Source organism: Pseudarthrobacter sp. NPDC080039 (genome assembly GCF_040702335.1).
GTDB classification, from domain to species: Bacteria; Actinomycetota; Actinomycetes; order Actinomycetales; family Micrococcaceae; genus Arthrobacter; species Arthrobacter enclensis_A.
In genome coordinates, this window is record NZ_JBFBKY010000014.1 from 46,680 (window position 1) to 60,735 (window position 14,056).

Annotated in this window: 11 protein-coding genes and 1 tRNA gene; 4 read left to right on the forward strand and 8 right to left on the reverse strand. The window is 65.6% G+C overall.

The window, feature by feature from the left end; translation table 11 throughout:
- Nucleotides 1-52 precede the first annotated feature (52 nt).
- The 5 genes from AB0313_RS14925 to AB0313_RS14945 all read right to left on the reverse strand — a co-directional run bounded on the left by AB0313_RS14925 (nucleotide 53) and on the right by AB0313_RS14945 (nucleotide 4,858).
- Complete coding sequence (locus AB0313_RS14925) at nucleotides 53-1,153, reverse strand: D-TA family PLP-dependent enzyme (protein WP_366306434.1); 1,101 nt, start codon at nucleotides 1,151-1,153, stop codon at nucleotides 53-55.
- A gap of 46 nt (nucleotides 1,154-1,199) precedes the next feature.
- Nucleotides 1,200-2,333 (reverse strand): FAD-dependent oxidoreductase, encoded by a 1,134-nt coding sequence (locus AB0313_RS14930; RefSeq protein ID WP_366306436.1) that lies wholly within the window; start codon nucleotides 2,331-2,333, stop codon nucleotides 1,200-1,202.
- Between the two features lie 37 nt (nucleotides 2,334-2,370).
- Nucleotides 2,371-3,297, reverse strand: a complete 927-nt coding sequence (locus AB0313_RS14935) for an AEC family transporter (protein WP_141945296.1) — start codon at nucleotides 3,295-3,297, stop codon at nucleotides 2,371-2,373.
- A 51-nt stretch (nucleotides 3,298-3,348) separates the two neighbouring features.
- The gene (gene panD, locus AB0313_RS14940; RefSeq protein ID WP_174237563.1) at nucleotides 3,349-3,774 is read right to left on the reverse strand and encodes an aspartate 1-decarboxylase; all 426 of its coding nucleotides are present in this window, start codon (nucleotides 3,772-3,774) and stop codon (nucleotides 3,349-3,351) included.
- A gap of 169 nt (nucleotides 3,775-3,943) precedes the next feature.
- A complete protein-coding gene (locus AB0313_RS14945; RefSeq protein WP_307303749.1) occupies nucleotides 3,944-4,858 on the reverse strand; it encodes a LysR substrate-binding domain-containing protein in 915 nt (304 codons plus the stop codon).
- A gap of 155 nt (nucleotides 4,859-5,013) precedes the next feature.
- Here AB0313_RS14945 and AB0313_RS14950 point away from each other — a divergent pair, with 155 nt between their 5' ends.
- Entirely contained in the window at nucleotides 5,014-6,477 is a 1,464-nt protein-coding gene (locus AB0313_RS14950) for an amino acid permease (protein ID WP_307303751.1), read from the forward strand.
- A 354-nt stretch (nucleotides 6,478-6,831) separates the two neighbouring features.
- Nucleotides 6,832-10,338 (forward strand): bifunctional proline dehydrogenase/L-glutamate gamma-semialdehyde dehydrogenase, encoded by a 3,507-nt coding sequence (locus AB0313_RS14955; protein WP_366306439.1) that lies wholly within the window; start codon nucleotides 6,832-6,834, stop codon nucleotides 10,336-10,338.
- Nucleotides 10,339-10,412: 74 nt separating this feature from the next.
- On the opposite strand, the gene AB0313_RS14960 is transcribed toward AB0313_RS14955, so the two are convergent.
- Both AB0313_RS14960 and AB0313_RS14965 read right to left on the reverse strand, forming a co-directional pair.
- Entirely contained in the window at nucleotides 10,413-10,727 is a 315-nt protein-coding gene (locus tag AB0313_RS14960; RefSeq protein ID WP_141945306.1) for a hypothetical protein, read from the reverse strand.
- A 166-nt stretch (nucleotides 10,728-10,893) separates the two neighbouring features.
- Nucleotides 10,894-11,748, reverse strand: coding sequence for a LysR substrate-binding domain-containing protein (locus AB0313_RS14965; protein ID WP_141945308.1), 855 nt, complete (start codon nucleotides 11,746-11,748; stop codon nucleotides 10,894-10,896).
- Between the two features lie 141 nt (nucleotides 11,749-11,889).
- On the opposite strand from AB0313_RS14965, the gene AB0313_RS14970 reads away from it, so the two are divergent.
- Nucleotides 11,890-13,269: an MFS transporter gene (locus tag AB0313_RS14970; RefSeq protein ID WP_141945310.1), complete on the forward strand. Its 1,380-nt coding sequence runs from the start codon at nucleotides 11,890-11,892 to the stop codon at nucleotides 13,267-13,269.
- Nucleotides 13,270-13,285: 16 nt separating this feature from the next.
- Here AB0313_RS14970 and AB0313_RS14975 read toward each other — a convergent pair.
- Nucleotides 13,286-13,359, reverse strand: a tRNA-Gly gene (locus AB0313_RS14975).
- Between the two features lie 235 nt (nucleotides 13,360-13,594).
- Between AB0313_RS14975 and AB0313_RS14980 the strand changes: the two genes are divergently transcribed.
- Nucleotides 13,595-14,056, forward strand: coding sequence for an SRPBCC family protein (locus AB0313_RS14980; protein WP_141945312.1), 462 nt, complete (start codon nucleotides 13,595-13,597; stop codon nucleotides 14,054-14,056).

Here is a 14,056-nt window from a genome sequence, read left to right on the forward strand (position 1 = left end):
GATGTTTCCTACAGACAAGCCCTCAGGGCGAATGTGTGTTTTCGTCCCAGCGCTATTTGTTTTTTCCGCGTGCGGCTACGCGCCAGCGGTCCACGATTTTGCCGCTGTTGACGACAGTGATGTCGTCAGCGAGATTCACGGCCACGCATACGTGGTTCGGTATGACCCGTAACCGCTCTCCGAGAGGCGGGAGCTCTGCATCTGCTGGCCAGACCACGGTCGCGTGATGTTCCGAGAGCGCGGTGATGCGTGCTTCGGGATAGTCGAGCAGCCGTCCAAAGCCGGTGGCCCACGCAGGTCGGTCGCCGCCCAGGATTTTGCTGCCAGAGTCCAGGACGATCCTTCGCGGTATGACGTCGTCGCCCTCATGGCGGCTTACCACTGTTGCTGCGACGGTCAGCGCGATGTCTTCAGGGGTGCATCGTTCCAGTTCCAGTTGCTGGGCGTCATTGAAGACATAAACTCCAGGCCGGACCTCGGTGGCTACGGATTCACCGGTGAGGGTGGCGGTGGGAGTTGAACCGCCGCTGCGGTGCAGGATTTCAAATCCTGCTTGTGTGAGCAGGTCCGAGGCCTGTCTGAGGGCCAACCGTTCTTCTTCGGTTGCTTTCAGGGGCATCCCGGGGGCGTAGCTGTGGCCTGGGAAGGTGAAGACGCCTCTGACCTTCAGACCGGCGCGTGCCGCGGCGTGGGCCACTTCAACGACGGCACCTGGGGCGATTCCGCTTCGGTGATGGCCGCTGTCGATTTCCAGCAGCACGTCAAAGTCGCTGGCTGCGTCATCCAAGGACGCTCCCATAGCTTCGGCGGCCTCCCGTGAATCCAGTCCTACTGAGATCTTTGTGGTGGCAGCAAGTCGGCGCAGGCGTTCGGCTTGACGAGGACCGACCCAGATGGGGTAGGCGATGAAGATGTCGGTAGCTCCTTGTTCTGCAAAGACTTCAGCCTCCCCGAGGGTCGCTACAGTGATGCCGACTGCACCGGCCGCCAGCTGCAGTTGCGCGATTTCGGGCACCTTGTGGGTTTTAACGTGGGGTCGGAGGCTCAAGCCTTTCGCGCGGACGGCAGCGGCCATGCGGTCGATATTCCGCTGGAGCACATCCCGGTCGACCAGGATCTCTGGAGTGTCGACTTCTTCTGGGATTGTCATCACTGGTTCTCTTTCTCTAGGTCGGGTAGCGCCGGTTGACGCAGTGCCCCTAGCGGGAGGCCCGGAAGATCTCTGGTGCGGGCCGGGTCCCGGTGGCAAGGTCTGCCAGGATCCGCCCGATCACCGGGGTGAACTTGAAGCCGTGGCCGGAAAAGCCTGCCCCGATCACCACCGGCCCTATGCGGTCCAGGACGAAGTCCTCATCCGGGGTGGTGGTGTAGGTGCAGCTGATGGCCTCGAAGGAATCCGCGTCGACGCCGGGAAGCCACTGCCGCGCATAGTCCTGCAGGGCCACGAGCTGCCTGGGTTCCGGCAGGAAGTCGCGGTGGTCCGGGTCCACCTCGGGCCCCACGCCGTGCCACCCGGCCTTGACGCCCTCGCCCGGGGTCAGCATCCCGTACACAGGGGAGTACCAGCCCCGGTAATCCGGGCCCGGGTAGTGGTTGAAACCAGGCCACACCGCGCCGGCATCCGCCACACGGAAGTGCGCCGGCTGCTCCTGGGTGACCCTCAGCCTGGGAATCCGGAAGGCTGCTGCGTCGTTGCCCCTGACCTTGGCCAGCAGCTTCTCCGTCCAGCCGCCAGCCGTCACGACGGCCTGGGCTGCGGTGACCACCTCCGTGCCCGCCGCCCCTTCGAGCGTGAGCCGCACGCCGTCGTCGAACACTTTGAAGTCCACTACCTTGGTGTGGTGCCTGATCTCGGCACCCCGGGCAATGGCCAGCCGCTGGAACGCCGGGAGGGCGGCTTCCGGGTTCAGCTGGCCGCCGTCGGGCATGTGCAGGACCTGCCGGTCGAACCGGATGCCGCGCCACCGCTCGGTGGCCTCCGCCGGCTCCAGGAACTCGGCCTCGATGCCCGCAGCCGCCAGCGAGTCAAAGACTTTGGGCAGGTCCCCGCCCGGGCCATGGGTGACAATGCCCGTGCGCGCCAGCAGCTGCTCGCCGCTTTCCTGCTCCAGCTCCTCCCACAGGGCCAGGCCCTCGGCCAGCATGTCCACGTAGTCGGGCTGGTGGTAGCCAGGGTTGAGGTTCCGGGTGGCGCCGTGGGACGCGCCAATCTTGTGCGCGGGGCCGAACTGCTCCACCAGCGTCACCTGCCGCCCCCGTCGAGACAGGGCCCAGGCAGCCGCAGAGCCCATGGCCCCGCCGCCGATCACCACGGTGTCCAACACAGTATTCATCAGCCCTCCAAGCTGCGGTCATGCCTTTGGTCGGTGCCTATGCCAGCAGCAGTGCCACGCCAATCATCGCCGGCACTGCCACCACGGTGGTGATCAGGACGGTGTCCTTGGCGACGGTGAGTCCCGTCTGGTACCGGCTTGCCGCCACGAAGACGTTCTGCGCGGTGGGGAGCGCCGACGTGACCACCACGGCGAACAGCGCATGGCCGTCCATCCCCAGCGCGAAGCGGGCAAAAGCATAGGCAAGGGCCGGCTGGACGGCGAGCTTGAAACCGCTCGCCAGCACGGTGTCCACCCGTCTGCCTGCAGCGGCCTGCAGCGGCCGGGTGCCGTTCAGGCTCATCCCGAACGCGATGAGCATGGCAGGAATCGCCGCCCCGCCGATCAGGTGGATCGGCTCCATCACCAGCGCCGGGACCTGGAAACCGGTGCCGGCCACCAGCAACCCCAGGCCGGAACCCACGATCATGGGATTGCGCAGGATCATCAGGAAGAACCCCACCACCGTGGTGCGGTGCGTGCTGGTGCTCGAGTCCAGGATCATGAGGAACATCGGGGTGAAGAATGCCAGCTGGAAGATCAGCAGCGGCGCCACATAGCTGGCGTCGCCCAGGACATATACCGCGATCGGAATACCCAGGTTGGCCGAGTTGGCAAGGGAAGCGGACATGGCGGACATCAGCGCCTCGGGAAGCGCCCGCCGCAGCCAAAACCGCGCGATGGTGAAGAAAATGGTGGCCGTGGTGATGGCCGCGACGGCGGTGACCAGCAGGGGCTCGGCGAATACTTCCTGCAGGTGGGCCTTGCTTAACGTCTCAAAGAGAAGGGCCGGGCTGGCCACGAAGAAGGTGAGGCCGCTCAGGACAGGCCGCGCGTTATCCCCGAGGATCCGCCGCCGGCCCACGAACCATCCCACCAGGATGATGCACCAGACCACGAAGAACCCTGCCAGCACCCCTAGCAAAGGATGCCTCCCCGGGCATGGGTCAGGTGTCTGCCGGAGTCCACGCTCCGGTTACAGGGCGGCGTTGTTAAGCGCGAAGGGCGGGCGCATCATGCCGGGCGTGATGCCCTCGGCGGGGTCGTTGCCCAGCTGGATGACCCGGTTGTTTTCGTCCACGTGGACCACGCGCGGCTCGAAGGACTTGGCCTCTTCGGTGGTCATCTGGGCGTAGGTAATCAGGATGACAATGTCGTTCTCGTGCATCAGGTGCGCCGCTGCACCGTTGATGCCGATCACGCCGGAGCCGCGTTCACCGGCGATGGTGTACGTTTCAAGCCGCGCGCCGTTGGTGACGTCCACGATGGACACCAGTTCGCCGGGGAGGATGTCGGCGGCCTCGAGCAGGTCCAGGTCGACGGTGACCGATCCTACGTAGTGCAGGTCGGCGTGCGTGACGGTGGCCCGGTGGATTTTGGACTTGAACATTGTTCGATTCATAACGGCTCAAGTCTAGACCTGCGGCCCCCTGACCGCAGTGACGCACGAAACACGGCGACTCCGGATGACGCTCGCGCGCAGTGATGTGTGCCGTCGTTGCGCAGGGGTGCTGGCGCTCAACGACGTGCTGTCTGGCAGCGCACTCAGGGACAGGTACGACGGCGGCCGGTCACCCGGCGTCGTCCGTCGCCACGGCGGCGGCTGCTGCGGCAAGCGTCTCCCGGGCCGCAAGGATCGCCGGCCGCTGGGCGCTGGAGCGGCGGACCGAGGTAAAGATGGTGCGGTGCGGCTTTCCAGGAAGCTCCAGCAGCTGCGCCGTTGTCCCGCGGCCGGTCCAGACGAGGTCCGGCATCAGGGCCACCGCGTTTCCGGACTCGATCAGCCGCGCCTGGGCCTGGAGGTCGGCCGTCTCAAAGCGGACGTCGGGCTCGAACCCTTCGCTGCGGCAGGCCTGTTCGGCCCAATGCCGTGACGCGGCCCCCCGCGGCTCCATGACCCAGGACAGCTCCGCCGTGTCCGCCAGGGAACGGATGGCCGGCCTGCCCGGGGATGGTGGGGGAACAGCCAGGCGGATGGCATCGGTGGTCAGCTTCACCTTGTCCAGTTCGGGGTAGCGCGGGGCCGCGTGGCCCGGATACTGCTCGGCGATCACCAGGTCAAAGTCCCGCGCCCACGTCTCATGCAGTGCCGTTTCCGGCTCACGCTGGATCATCTCGATCCGCACCTCCGGATACCTGGCGGCCATCCTGGTCAAGGTATCGGGCATCAGCGCCAGGGCGGCGGACTGGAAAACGGCGATCCGCACGGTTCCGGTCACCGTGGTCAGGGACGCAGCCAGGTCCGCTTCGGCCTGTTCCATGGTTTCCAGCAGCTGCGCCGTATGCGCCACCAGAACTTCCGCCTGGGGCGTCAGCTGCACCCGCCGTCCGGTTTTGCGGAGCAGCTCCACGCCCACTTCCTTTTCCAGGAGCGCCAGCTGCTGGGAGACCGACGACGGGCTGTACTGCAGTGCTTCGGCCACCTCGGCAAGCGTGCCGCGGATGCTTAACTCGCGGAGCAGCCGGAGCCTGCGGACGTCAAGCATGATGGATTCCTAACTGAAACTAATGAATATAGGTTAGAAGTAGTCACTTTATCTAACGCAACCCCGCACGCATACTGTTGGAACCGAGTTACCCCCGTCACAGCCAGTTTCCTTGGCGTGCCGCGGCGGGGTAGACCCCAAAGCAGGAGTTCCTGATGAGCAGTAAAGATTTGAGCCAGTCGATCATGCGGCGCAAGCCGATCGATGACATCGAAGAAGAGAGCAAGCACAGCGGGCTGTTCAAGTCCCTCGGGCTGTGGCAGCTCACCGCCATTGGTGTTGGCGGCATTATCGGCGTCGGCATCTTTTCCCTTGCGGGATTGGTGGCCGCCGGCAGCGAAGGCAACCCGGGAGTGGGGCCCGCGGTACTGATCTCCTTCCTGATCGCAGGCCTGGCCTCAGCGGCCGCGGCCCTGTCCTACGCGGAATTCGCGGGCATGATCCCACGCGCAGGGTCTGCCTACACCTATGGCTACGTGGCACTCGGCGAGGTGATCGGCTGGTTCATTGGCTGGGACCTGCTGCTGGAATACATCGCCATTGTGGCGGTGGTGGCCATCGGCATCTCCGGCTACCTGGACGCCTTCCTGGCCGGCATTGGCATCCACCTGCCGGCCTGGATGACCTCCACGTTTGACGAAGGCAAGGGCGGCATCGTCAATATTCCTGCCATCCTGGTCTGCCTCCTGGTCACCTGGATCCTGTCCCGCGGCACCAAGGCCTTCGGCAGGTTCGAGCTCGTCGCCGTGGCCATCAAGGTGGTGCTGATCCTCTTCATCATCGGGCTGGGTGTCTTCTACATCAACACCGACAACTACAACCCGTTCATGCCCAGCGGCTTCGGCCCGGTCGTGGCAGGATCCGCCACCGTCTTCTTCGCGGTCTTTGGGTACGACGCCATGAGTACCGCCGCAGAGGAAGCCAAGGACGGCAAGAAGCACATGCCCAAGGCCATCGTGCTCTCGCTCATCATCGCCATGCTGCTCTACGTTGCCGCCACCCTGGTCCTCACGGGCATGCAGAACTACAAGGACATCGATCCCAAGGCCGGCTTCGCTTCCGCGTTCACTTCCGTGGGCCTGCCCGTCATTGCCACCATCATTTCGGTGTTCGCGGTGCTGTCCATCCTCACCGTGATGCTCACCTTCCTGCTCGGCGTGACCCGCGTGTGGTTCTCCATGAGCCGCGACGGCCTGCTCCCCGGCTGGTTCGCCAAGACTGACCGCCACGGCACCCCGCAGCGCGTTACCTGGATCGCCGGCATCGCTTCCGCTTTCCTGGCCGGCGTCTTCCCCATCAAGGCGGTCGCGGATCTCACCAACATCGGCATCCTGGCCGCGTTCGTCGTCGTCTGCCTGTCCGTGATCATCTTCCGTTACAAGCGGCCGGATGCGCCCCGCACGTTCCGCCTGCCCCTGATGCCCGTGATCCCTGCCTTCGGCGTTCTGGCCTCGGCCTTCCTGATGCTCCAGCTGCACTGGGAAACGTGGCTGCGGTTCGTGGTGTGGCTGATCATCGGCCTGGTGATCTACTTCGGCTATGGCCGGAAGCACTCCCTGATGAACCCCAACAGCCCGCGCCACCAGGAACTCGCGGACCTCCACGGCCCGCTCACCTAATCCCACACCCGACGCGCCATCCCCTACTGCGCGTTCTCTTCCAACGCCCCATCACCTACTGCGCGTTTTCCCCCAACGCGTTATCAGGTGAAGCGTCCTGCCGAACCCTCTCCCACATTCCGTGGGGGAGGGTTCGCTGCTTTCCATAAAGGGTGGTGGGGCGTTGGTGGTTTGGGGGTATCAGGTGGTGGCGCATTGGTGGTTTGGGGGCATCAGGTGGTGGGGCGTTTCAAGATGCGAAAAGCATTGGTTTTTCTAACCTGTATAGGTTGGAAAAGATCGCTTTATCTTATGTGAGGAGAAGCTCATACTGGTGGAAAGACCCCTCCCACACTAAGAAAGATCGGGAAAACCATGACCCACGTTGCAATGGAACCGGCAGTCGCCAAAGCGGCCACCCCGCAGACGGTCGACGTCGACGTCCCCCAGGCAAAGGCCCTCGCCGATGAAGCGGTCGCCCTTGTCCGCCGCTGGCTGACGGAGGCCTCAAAGGTTCCCGTTGACGCCTCGGCGCAGCAGCTCGCCGGCGTCCTGAAGGACCCCAACGGCCTGGAATTCACCGTTGGGTTCGTGGACGGCGTGGTCCGCCCCGAAGACCTGAATGTTGCCGCGCGCAACCTCGCCAAGCTGGCGCCGAAGGTTCCGGCCTTCCTGCCCTGGTACATGCGCAGCGCCGTGGCGCTGGGCGGCACCATGGCCCCCGTCCTGCCCCAGGTGGTCATCCCCGTCGCCCGCAAGGTCCTGCGCGAGATGGTGGGCCACCTGATCGTTGACGCCACCGACGCCAAGCTGGGTCCTGCCATCGCCAAGATCAGGAAGGACGGCATCAAGCTCAACGTCAACCTCCTGGGCGAGGCTGTCCTCGGCGAGCACGAGGCCTCCCGCCGGCTCGAGGGCACGCACACGCTGCTGGCCCGCCCCGACGTCGACTACGTCTCCATCAAGGTCTCCTCCACCGTGGCCCCGCACTCGGCCTGGGCCTTCGACGAGGCCGTGGAGCACGTCGTCGACAAGCTCACCCCGCTGTTCCAGCGCGCGGCCTCCTTCGCCGGCCCCGGCAAGAAGGCCAAGTTCATCAACCTGGACATGGAGGAGTACAAGGACCTGGACATGACCATCGCGGTCTTCACCCGGATCCTGGACAAGCCCGAGTTCAAGAACCTCGAAGCCGGCATCGTCCTCCAGGCCTACCTCCCGGACGCCCTGTCCGCCATGATCCGCCTGCAGGACTGGGCCGCTGCCCGCCGCGCCAACGGGGGCGCGGGCATCAAGGTCCGCGTGGTCAAGGGCGCCAACCTGCCCATGGAACAGGTGGAAGCCTCCCTGCACGACTGGCCGCTGGCCACCTGGGGCTCCAAGCAGGACTCCGACACCAGCTACAAGAGCGTCATCAACTACGCCCTGCACCCGGAGCGGATCAGGAACATCCGGATCGGCGTCGCCGGCCACAACCTGTTCGACATCGCCTTCGCCTGGCTCCTGGCCAAGCAGCGCGGCGTGGAGTCCGGCATCGAGTTCGAAATGCTGCTGGGCATGGCACAGGGCCAGGCCGAGGCCGTCAAGAAGGACGTGGGCTCCCTCCTGCTGTACACGCCGGTGGTCCACCCGTCCGAGTTCGACGTCGCCATTGCCTACTTGATCCGCCGCCTCGAAGAGGGCGCCAGCCAGGACAACTTCATGTCCGCCGTCTTTGAGCTGAGCGAAAACGAGGGCCTGTTCGAACGCGAAAAGCAGCGCTTCCTCGCTTCGCTGGAGGCCCTGGACAACACGGTCCCGCTGCCGAACCGCCGCCAGGACCGCAGCCTGCCGCCGGTTCCGAGGCCGCACGAGGGCTTCGACAACACGCCGGACACCGACCCGTCCCTGCCCGCCAACCGCGACTGGGGCCGGGCCATCCTGGAGCGCGTGCCGTCCTCCACCCTGGGCAGCGCCGCCGTGAAGGCCGCCTTCATCGATGACGAAACCAAGCTCAACGCCGCCATCGGCAACGCGCTGGACAAGGGCAAGGCCTGGGGCGGGCTCTCCGGCAACGAGCGCGCCGAAATCCTGCACCGCGCCGGCGAGATCCTGGAAGCGCGCCGCGCCGACCTGCTCGAGGTCATGGCCAGCGAGACCGGCAAGACCATCGACCAAGGCGACCCCGAGGTCAGTGAGGCCGTGGACTTCGCGCACTACTACGCCGAGTCGGCGCGCAGGCTGGACACGGTCGACGGCGCCACGTTCGTCCCTGCCAAGCTCACCGTCGTCACCCCGCCGTGGAACTTCCCCGTCGCCATCCCGGCAGGGTCCACCCTTGCGGCACTCGCCGCCGGCTCCGCCGTCGTCATCAAGCCCGCCAAGCAGGCCGCCCGCAGCGGCGCCGTCATGGTGGAAGCACTCTGGGAAGCCGGCGTGCCCAAGGGCGTGCTGACCATGGTCCAGCTGGGGGAGCGCGAGCTGGGAACGCAGCTCATCAGCCACCCGTCCGTGGACCGCGTCATCCTCACCGGCGGCTACGAGACCGCCGAGCTGTTCCGCTCCTTCCGGAAGGACCTGCCGCTGCTGGCCGAGACCAGCGGCAAGAACGCCATCATCGTCACCCCCAGCGCCGACCTGGACCTCGCGGCCAAGGACGTTGCCTACTCCGCGTTCGGCCACGCCGGCCAGAAGTGCTCCGCTGCCTCACTGGTGATCCTGGTGGGCTCCGTGGCCAAGTCCAAGCGGTTCCACAACCAGCTGATCGACGCAGTGACCTCCCTCAAGGTGGGCTACCCGCAGGATCCCACCAGCCAGATGGGTCCCATCATCGAGCCGGCCAACGGCAAGCTCCTCAACGCCCTCACCACGCTGGGCGAGGGGGAAGACTGGGCCGTGGAACCGAAGAAGCTTGATGAGACCGGGCGGCTTTGGAGCCCGGGTGTGCGCTACGGCGTCAAGCGTGGTTCCTACTTCCACCTGACCGAGTTCTTCGGCCCCGTGCTGGGCGTCATGACAGCCGAGACCCTCGAAGAAGCCATTGCCATCCAGAACCAGATCGAGTACGGCCTCACCGCCGGACTGCACTCCCTCAACTCCGAGGAGCTCGGTATCTGGCTGGACTCCATCCAGGCCGGCAACCTCTACGTCAACCGCGGCATCACGGGAGCAATCGTGCAGCGCCAGCCGTTCGGTGGCTGGAAGAAGTCAGCGGTCGGCGCCGGTACCAAGGCCGGTGGCCCCAACTACCTGGCCGGCCTGGGCGACTGGATCCCCGCAACCAGCACCGCCACGGCAGCCGTCAGCCACCGGGGTGTCCGCCGCATCCTCGACGCAGCCGGCCCCGCCCTGGCCCCGGCCGAGCTTGAGTCGGTCCAGCGCGCCTTGGCGTCCGACGCCCAGGCCTGGACTGACGAATTCGGCACCGCCAAGGACGTCTCCGGCCTGAGTGCGGAACGCAACATCTTCCGCTACCGCAGCCTGCCGGTTACCGTCCGCCTTGCGGAAGGCGCGCCGCTGGCCCACCTAGTCCGGACTGTGGCCGCCGGCGTGCTGGCGGGCTCGGCGCTGACCGTGTCCACCGCCGTCGAACTTCCCGCCCAGCTGCGCTCCGTGCTCACCGCGCAGGACATCGAGGTGACGGTGGAGTCCGACGCCGGCTGGCTGGCTTCGGCGGAACGCCTCGCATCGGCAGGCAAGCTGTCCAACGCCCGGATCCGGCTGATCGGCGGCGACGCCTCCGCGCTGGCTGAGGCGACCGGCGGGCGCCCCGATGTGGCCATCTACGCCCACCCCGTCACCGAGGCCGGCCGCGTGGAACTGCTGCCGTTCCTGCACGAGCAGGCGGTCAGCATCACCGCCCACCGCTTCGGCACCCCGAACCATCTTTCGGACGCGCTGATCTAGCACCGGCAGACACAAAAAGGTCCGGTGGTTGGCTTGTTTCCACAAGCTCAACCACCGGACCTTTTGCGTGTCCGCTAGCCCAGATACCAGCCGGGCGGCGTCCAGGTGACCGGGACGTTGTGGGCTGAGAAATCCTCGCAGCGGGTGCAGGTGTAGGCCACTTCGCCGAGCGTGGCCACACTTCCGTCACGTCGGTACGTAGGCGGAATATACGACTCAAGATAGACGAACTCGTCTGTTCGGCATTTGTCGCAGGTGGGCTTTCCCACGTATCCGGAGTCTACGGAGGCGCGTCCGGTTCCGAGGGTGTTCTGGCGCGTGGTCGGCCGTGCAGTGGAGTGCTGGCGTGCGTGCGCAGAATCGAGATGGATGTTCCTGGCTGTCGTCATTGGCTGCCTGTCCCCAGCGCTTTTCCGGCATGCGGATACGCGCTTGTTTCGGTGAACTGGCCTGCTGCTTGACCTTGGAAAACCAGCATAGGTTAAGCCAGTTCCCCTATCAATGGACACGGGCCCCCTATCTCCCCTAAATGCTGGAAATCGGGCCCGAAGAGAGTTAGGTTTGCCTGTTAATGGTCCGGCCGACAATCGACTGGGTGAGGGCATCGATCACCTCAGGGTTGGCCAGCGGGTTGCGGATCAGGGTGAAGTCCACATCCCCCACTGCGGGCAGGTCGAAGCGTCGGGTGATGATCTTCAAGTCTTCGGGCACCAGCGATGTTGGCATGACAGCCACACCGATGCCGGCCCGGACCGCCGCAAGTACCCCGCTGATCTGCCGGGTGGTGCAGGTGATCCGCCAGGTCCGGCCGTGGGCTTCCAGCGCATCGATGGCCAGTTTGCGGCTGAGGCTGGGGGCCGGGTAGGCGATCAGCGGCACGGGCGTGCCGGGTTCCAGCAGGGTCTGCTCCAGGCCTACCCAGGAAAACGAGTCGTGCTGGACCACTGTGCCGTCCTTCGCCCCCGCCACCCATTTCACGAAGACGAGATCCAGCTGGCCGGCGTTGAGCTTGCGGTAGAGCTGGTCGCTTTGCCCCACTGTCAGTTCCAGGTTGATCTGGGGGTAGATCTGCCGGAACTCGCGCAGGATCCGCGGCAGTCCGGTGATGGCGAGGTCATCGGCCGTACCGAACCGCAACCGCCCGCGCATCGCCGAACCGGAGAAGTACCGGGCTGCGGCGTCATGAGCGGACAGGATGGTCCGTGCGAAACCGGCCATGGCGTCGCCGTTGTCGGTCAGCCGTACGTCCCGCGTGTCCCGGGTGATCAGGGTGCGCTTGGCGGCCGCCTCCAGTTTGCGGATGTGCTGGCTGATGGTGGGCTGCGCCAGTCCCAGGCGTTCGGCGGCCTTGGTGAAGCTGAGGGTGTCCGCCACTGCAAGGAAGGACCGCAACTGGGCTGGTTCAAACATGGGGGCTCCCGTGGTCCAAGGTCCCGGCCGACCTATTGCGCTTTGCAATAGGAGTTATAGGGACCATAGGTGTCCATAATCTGTTCTACCAGCCTAGCGTTAAGGGCATCCCAGACCGCCCGCAATCTTGAGGACATACCTGTGGCACCCCCACCGCCTTCGTCGGCCTCCGTCTCCCAACCCTTCATCGACGCGGCGGGTTCAGCGCCTCCTGGAAACCAAACCCAGCCGATTCCCGTCATTGCGGAGCGGCTCCCCTGGAAGCACACTTTCATCTCCCTCAAGGTGCCCAACTTCCGGATTTTCGCCGCCGGCCACTTCATCGCGGTCATTGCCGTCTGGATGCAGCGGATCTCCCAGGACTGGCTGGTGCTGCAACTCTCCGGTTCCGTGACCGCCGTCGGCGTAACCGTAGCGCTGCAGTTCCTGCCCTCCCTGCTGCTCGGCCCCTGGGGCGGCATGGTCGCTGACCGGTTCGCCAAACGGAAGATCCTCATCCTGTGCCAGAGCGTGGCCGCCGTCCTGGCTGCAACGCTGGCCACCCTTGCGCTCACCGGTGTCATCATGGTGTGGCATGTCTACGGCATCGCATTGGTCCTTGGCCTGGTGACCGTCCTCGACCAGCCTGCCCGTCAGGTGTTCGTCAACGAACTGGTGGGTCCCACCTATTTGCGCAATGCCATCAGCGTCAACTCCACCACCTTCCAGCTGGGCGGCCTGATCGGACCCGCCATCGCCGGCCTGCTCCTGACCGCTGTGGGGGCGGGCTGGGCCTTTGCCGCCAATGCCGTGGCCTGCTGCTCCACGGTGGCGATGCTCCTGATCCTGCGCAAGGACCAGCTGTACGTCAACGCGCCTGCCCCCAAGAGCAAGGGGATGCTGCGGGAGGGGCTGCGCTACGCCTTGAGCAAGCCCACCATCTACTGGCCGTGGCTGATGGCCGGCTTTGTTTCAGTCTTCGCCATGAGCCTTCCCGTCATCCTTGCTGCGTTCGCGGACCACGTCTTCCAGGTGGGTGCCGGCGGCTACGGCGTGCTCAACGCGCTGGTGGCACTCGGCGCGCTGTCCGGCGCAGTGGCGTCCACCCGCCGTCGTCAACTGCGTCTTCGGTCCGTGGTGTTCTGCGCGGGCATGTACGGCCTGATGCTCTGCCTTGCCGCGCTTGCCCCATCCATGGTGTCCTTCGGAGCGGTAATGGTGTTGTCCGGATTCTGGTGCCTCATGTTCCTGACCGGCTGCAACCAGCTGGTGCAGGTCAGTTCCAACCTGGGCATCCGCGGCCGCGTGATGAGCCTGTACATCATGGTGCAGATCGGGGGCCAGGCACTGGGCGGCCCCATGCTGGGCTCGATCGCCGAACATGCCAACCCGCATGCTGCCCTGCTGGTCTCGGGCGGCGTCCCGGCCCTTGCCGCGATGACCGTAGGCACAATCCTGGCGCGGAAGGGCTCACTGCGGCTGAAAGTCGACTGGCGGGACCGCCGGCATCCGGTGCGGATTGCCCGCCGGGCGGCTGCCTAGGTCCGGCAGGGAAAACTGGAGCGGCTGACGGGAATCGAACCCGCGTATCAAGCTTGGGAAGCTAGCGCTCTACCATTGAGCTACAGCCGCAGTGCCGCCGCCTGCGCGGGGCAGGACTTAGCTTAGCGCAGATCCGGGGGCTCCCCGTGACCACGGCGCGCGGCGGGTCCGTGTCCTTCACCCCGCGTCATCCAGTAACTCTTCAATAACGTCCGCGGTGCCCGCTAGGTCCGGGCGCAGGCGCTGGCTAACCTGATCCGGGTAGCGGCCGAGTTGGGGGAGGCTGCTATTGCGGCAGCCGACGTCAACCACAGGAATTTCTTTCATGGCAATCGCAGAGCACGAGGTCCTCATAGAACGCGACGCCACGGCCGTGTACCAATACCTCCTTGACGCGACCAACCTCCCGTCATGGCGGACCGATGTGCGCAGCGTGAAACTCATGCAGGGCCCCGCGGACGCCAAGGGAGCGGTGTACCGCAAAATGGTGGCCGGCCGCTCCGGCCTGAGCATCCCGGCGGAGCTTGAGATCACCAATGTGCGCCCCGGGGCCGAAATCGAGTTCCACATCGTGTCCGGTCCGGCAACCCGGTGGGGCGGTTACTACCTCAGCACTGAAGGGGCCGGAACGCGGGTGCGTTTCGCCATGGAAGCGAAACGCCAGGGACGCTTTGGATTCCTCAGCAAGTTGGGGTTCCTTGACGGAATGCTGCAGCGGCGGGTCAGCGCCGATGTGGCCCAGCTGGCCCGGCTGAAGCACGTGCTGGAACTCGAACCGGCCGTCTGA

Coding starts and splice junctions, on each gene's coding strand:
- AB0313_RS14930 (WP_366306436.1), bottom strand. CDS start 2,333: ATGAATACTGTGTTGGACACCGTGGTGATCGGCGGCGGGGCCATGGGC.
- panD (WP_174237563.1), bottom strand. CDS start 3,774: ATGAATCGAACAATGTTCAAGTCCAAAATCCACCGGGCCACCGTCACG.
- AB0313_RS14945 (WP_307303749.1), bottom strand. CDS start 4,858: ATGCTTGACGTCCGCAGGCTCCGGCTGCTCCGCGAGTTAAGCATCCGC.
- AB0313_RS14950 (WP_307303751.1), top strand. CDS start 5,014: ATGAGCAGTAAAGATTTGAGCCAGTCGATCATGCGGCGCAAGCCGATC.
- AB0313_RS14955 (WP_366306439.1), top strand. CDS start 6,832: ATGACCCACGTTGCAATGGAACCGGCAGTCGCCAAAGCGGCCACCCCG.
- AB0313_RS14960 (WP_141945306.1), bottom strand. CDS start 10,727: ATGACGACAGCCAGGAACATCCATCTCGATTCTGCGCACGCACGCCAG.
- AB0313_RS14965 (WP_141945308.1), bottom strand. CDS start 11,748: ATGTTTGAACCAGCCCAGTTGCGGTCCTTCCTTGCAGTGGCGGACACC.
- AB0313_RS14980 (WP_141945312.1), top strand. CDS start 13,595: ATGGCAATCGCAGAGCACGAGGTCCTCATAGAACGCGACGCCACGGCC.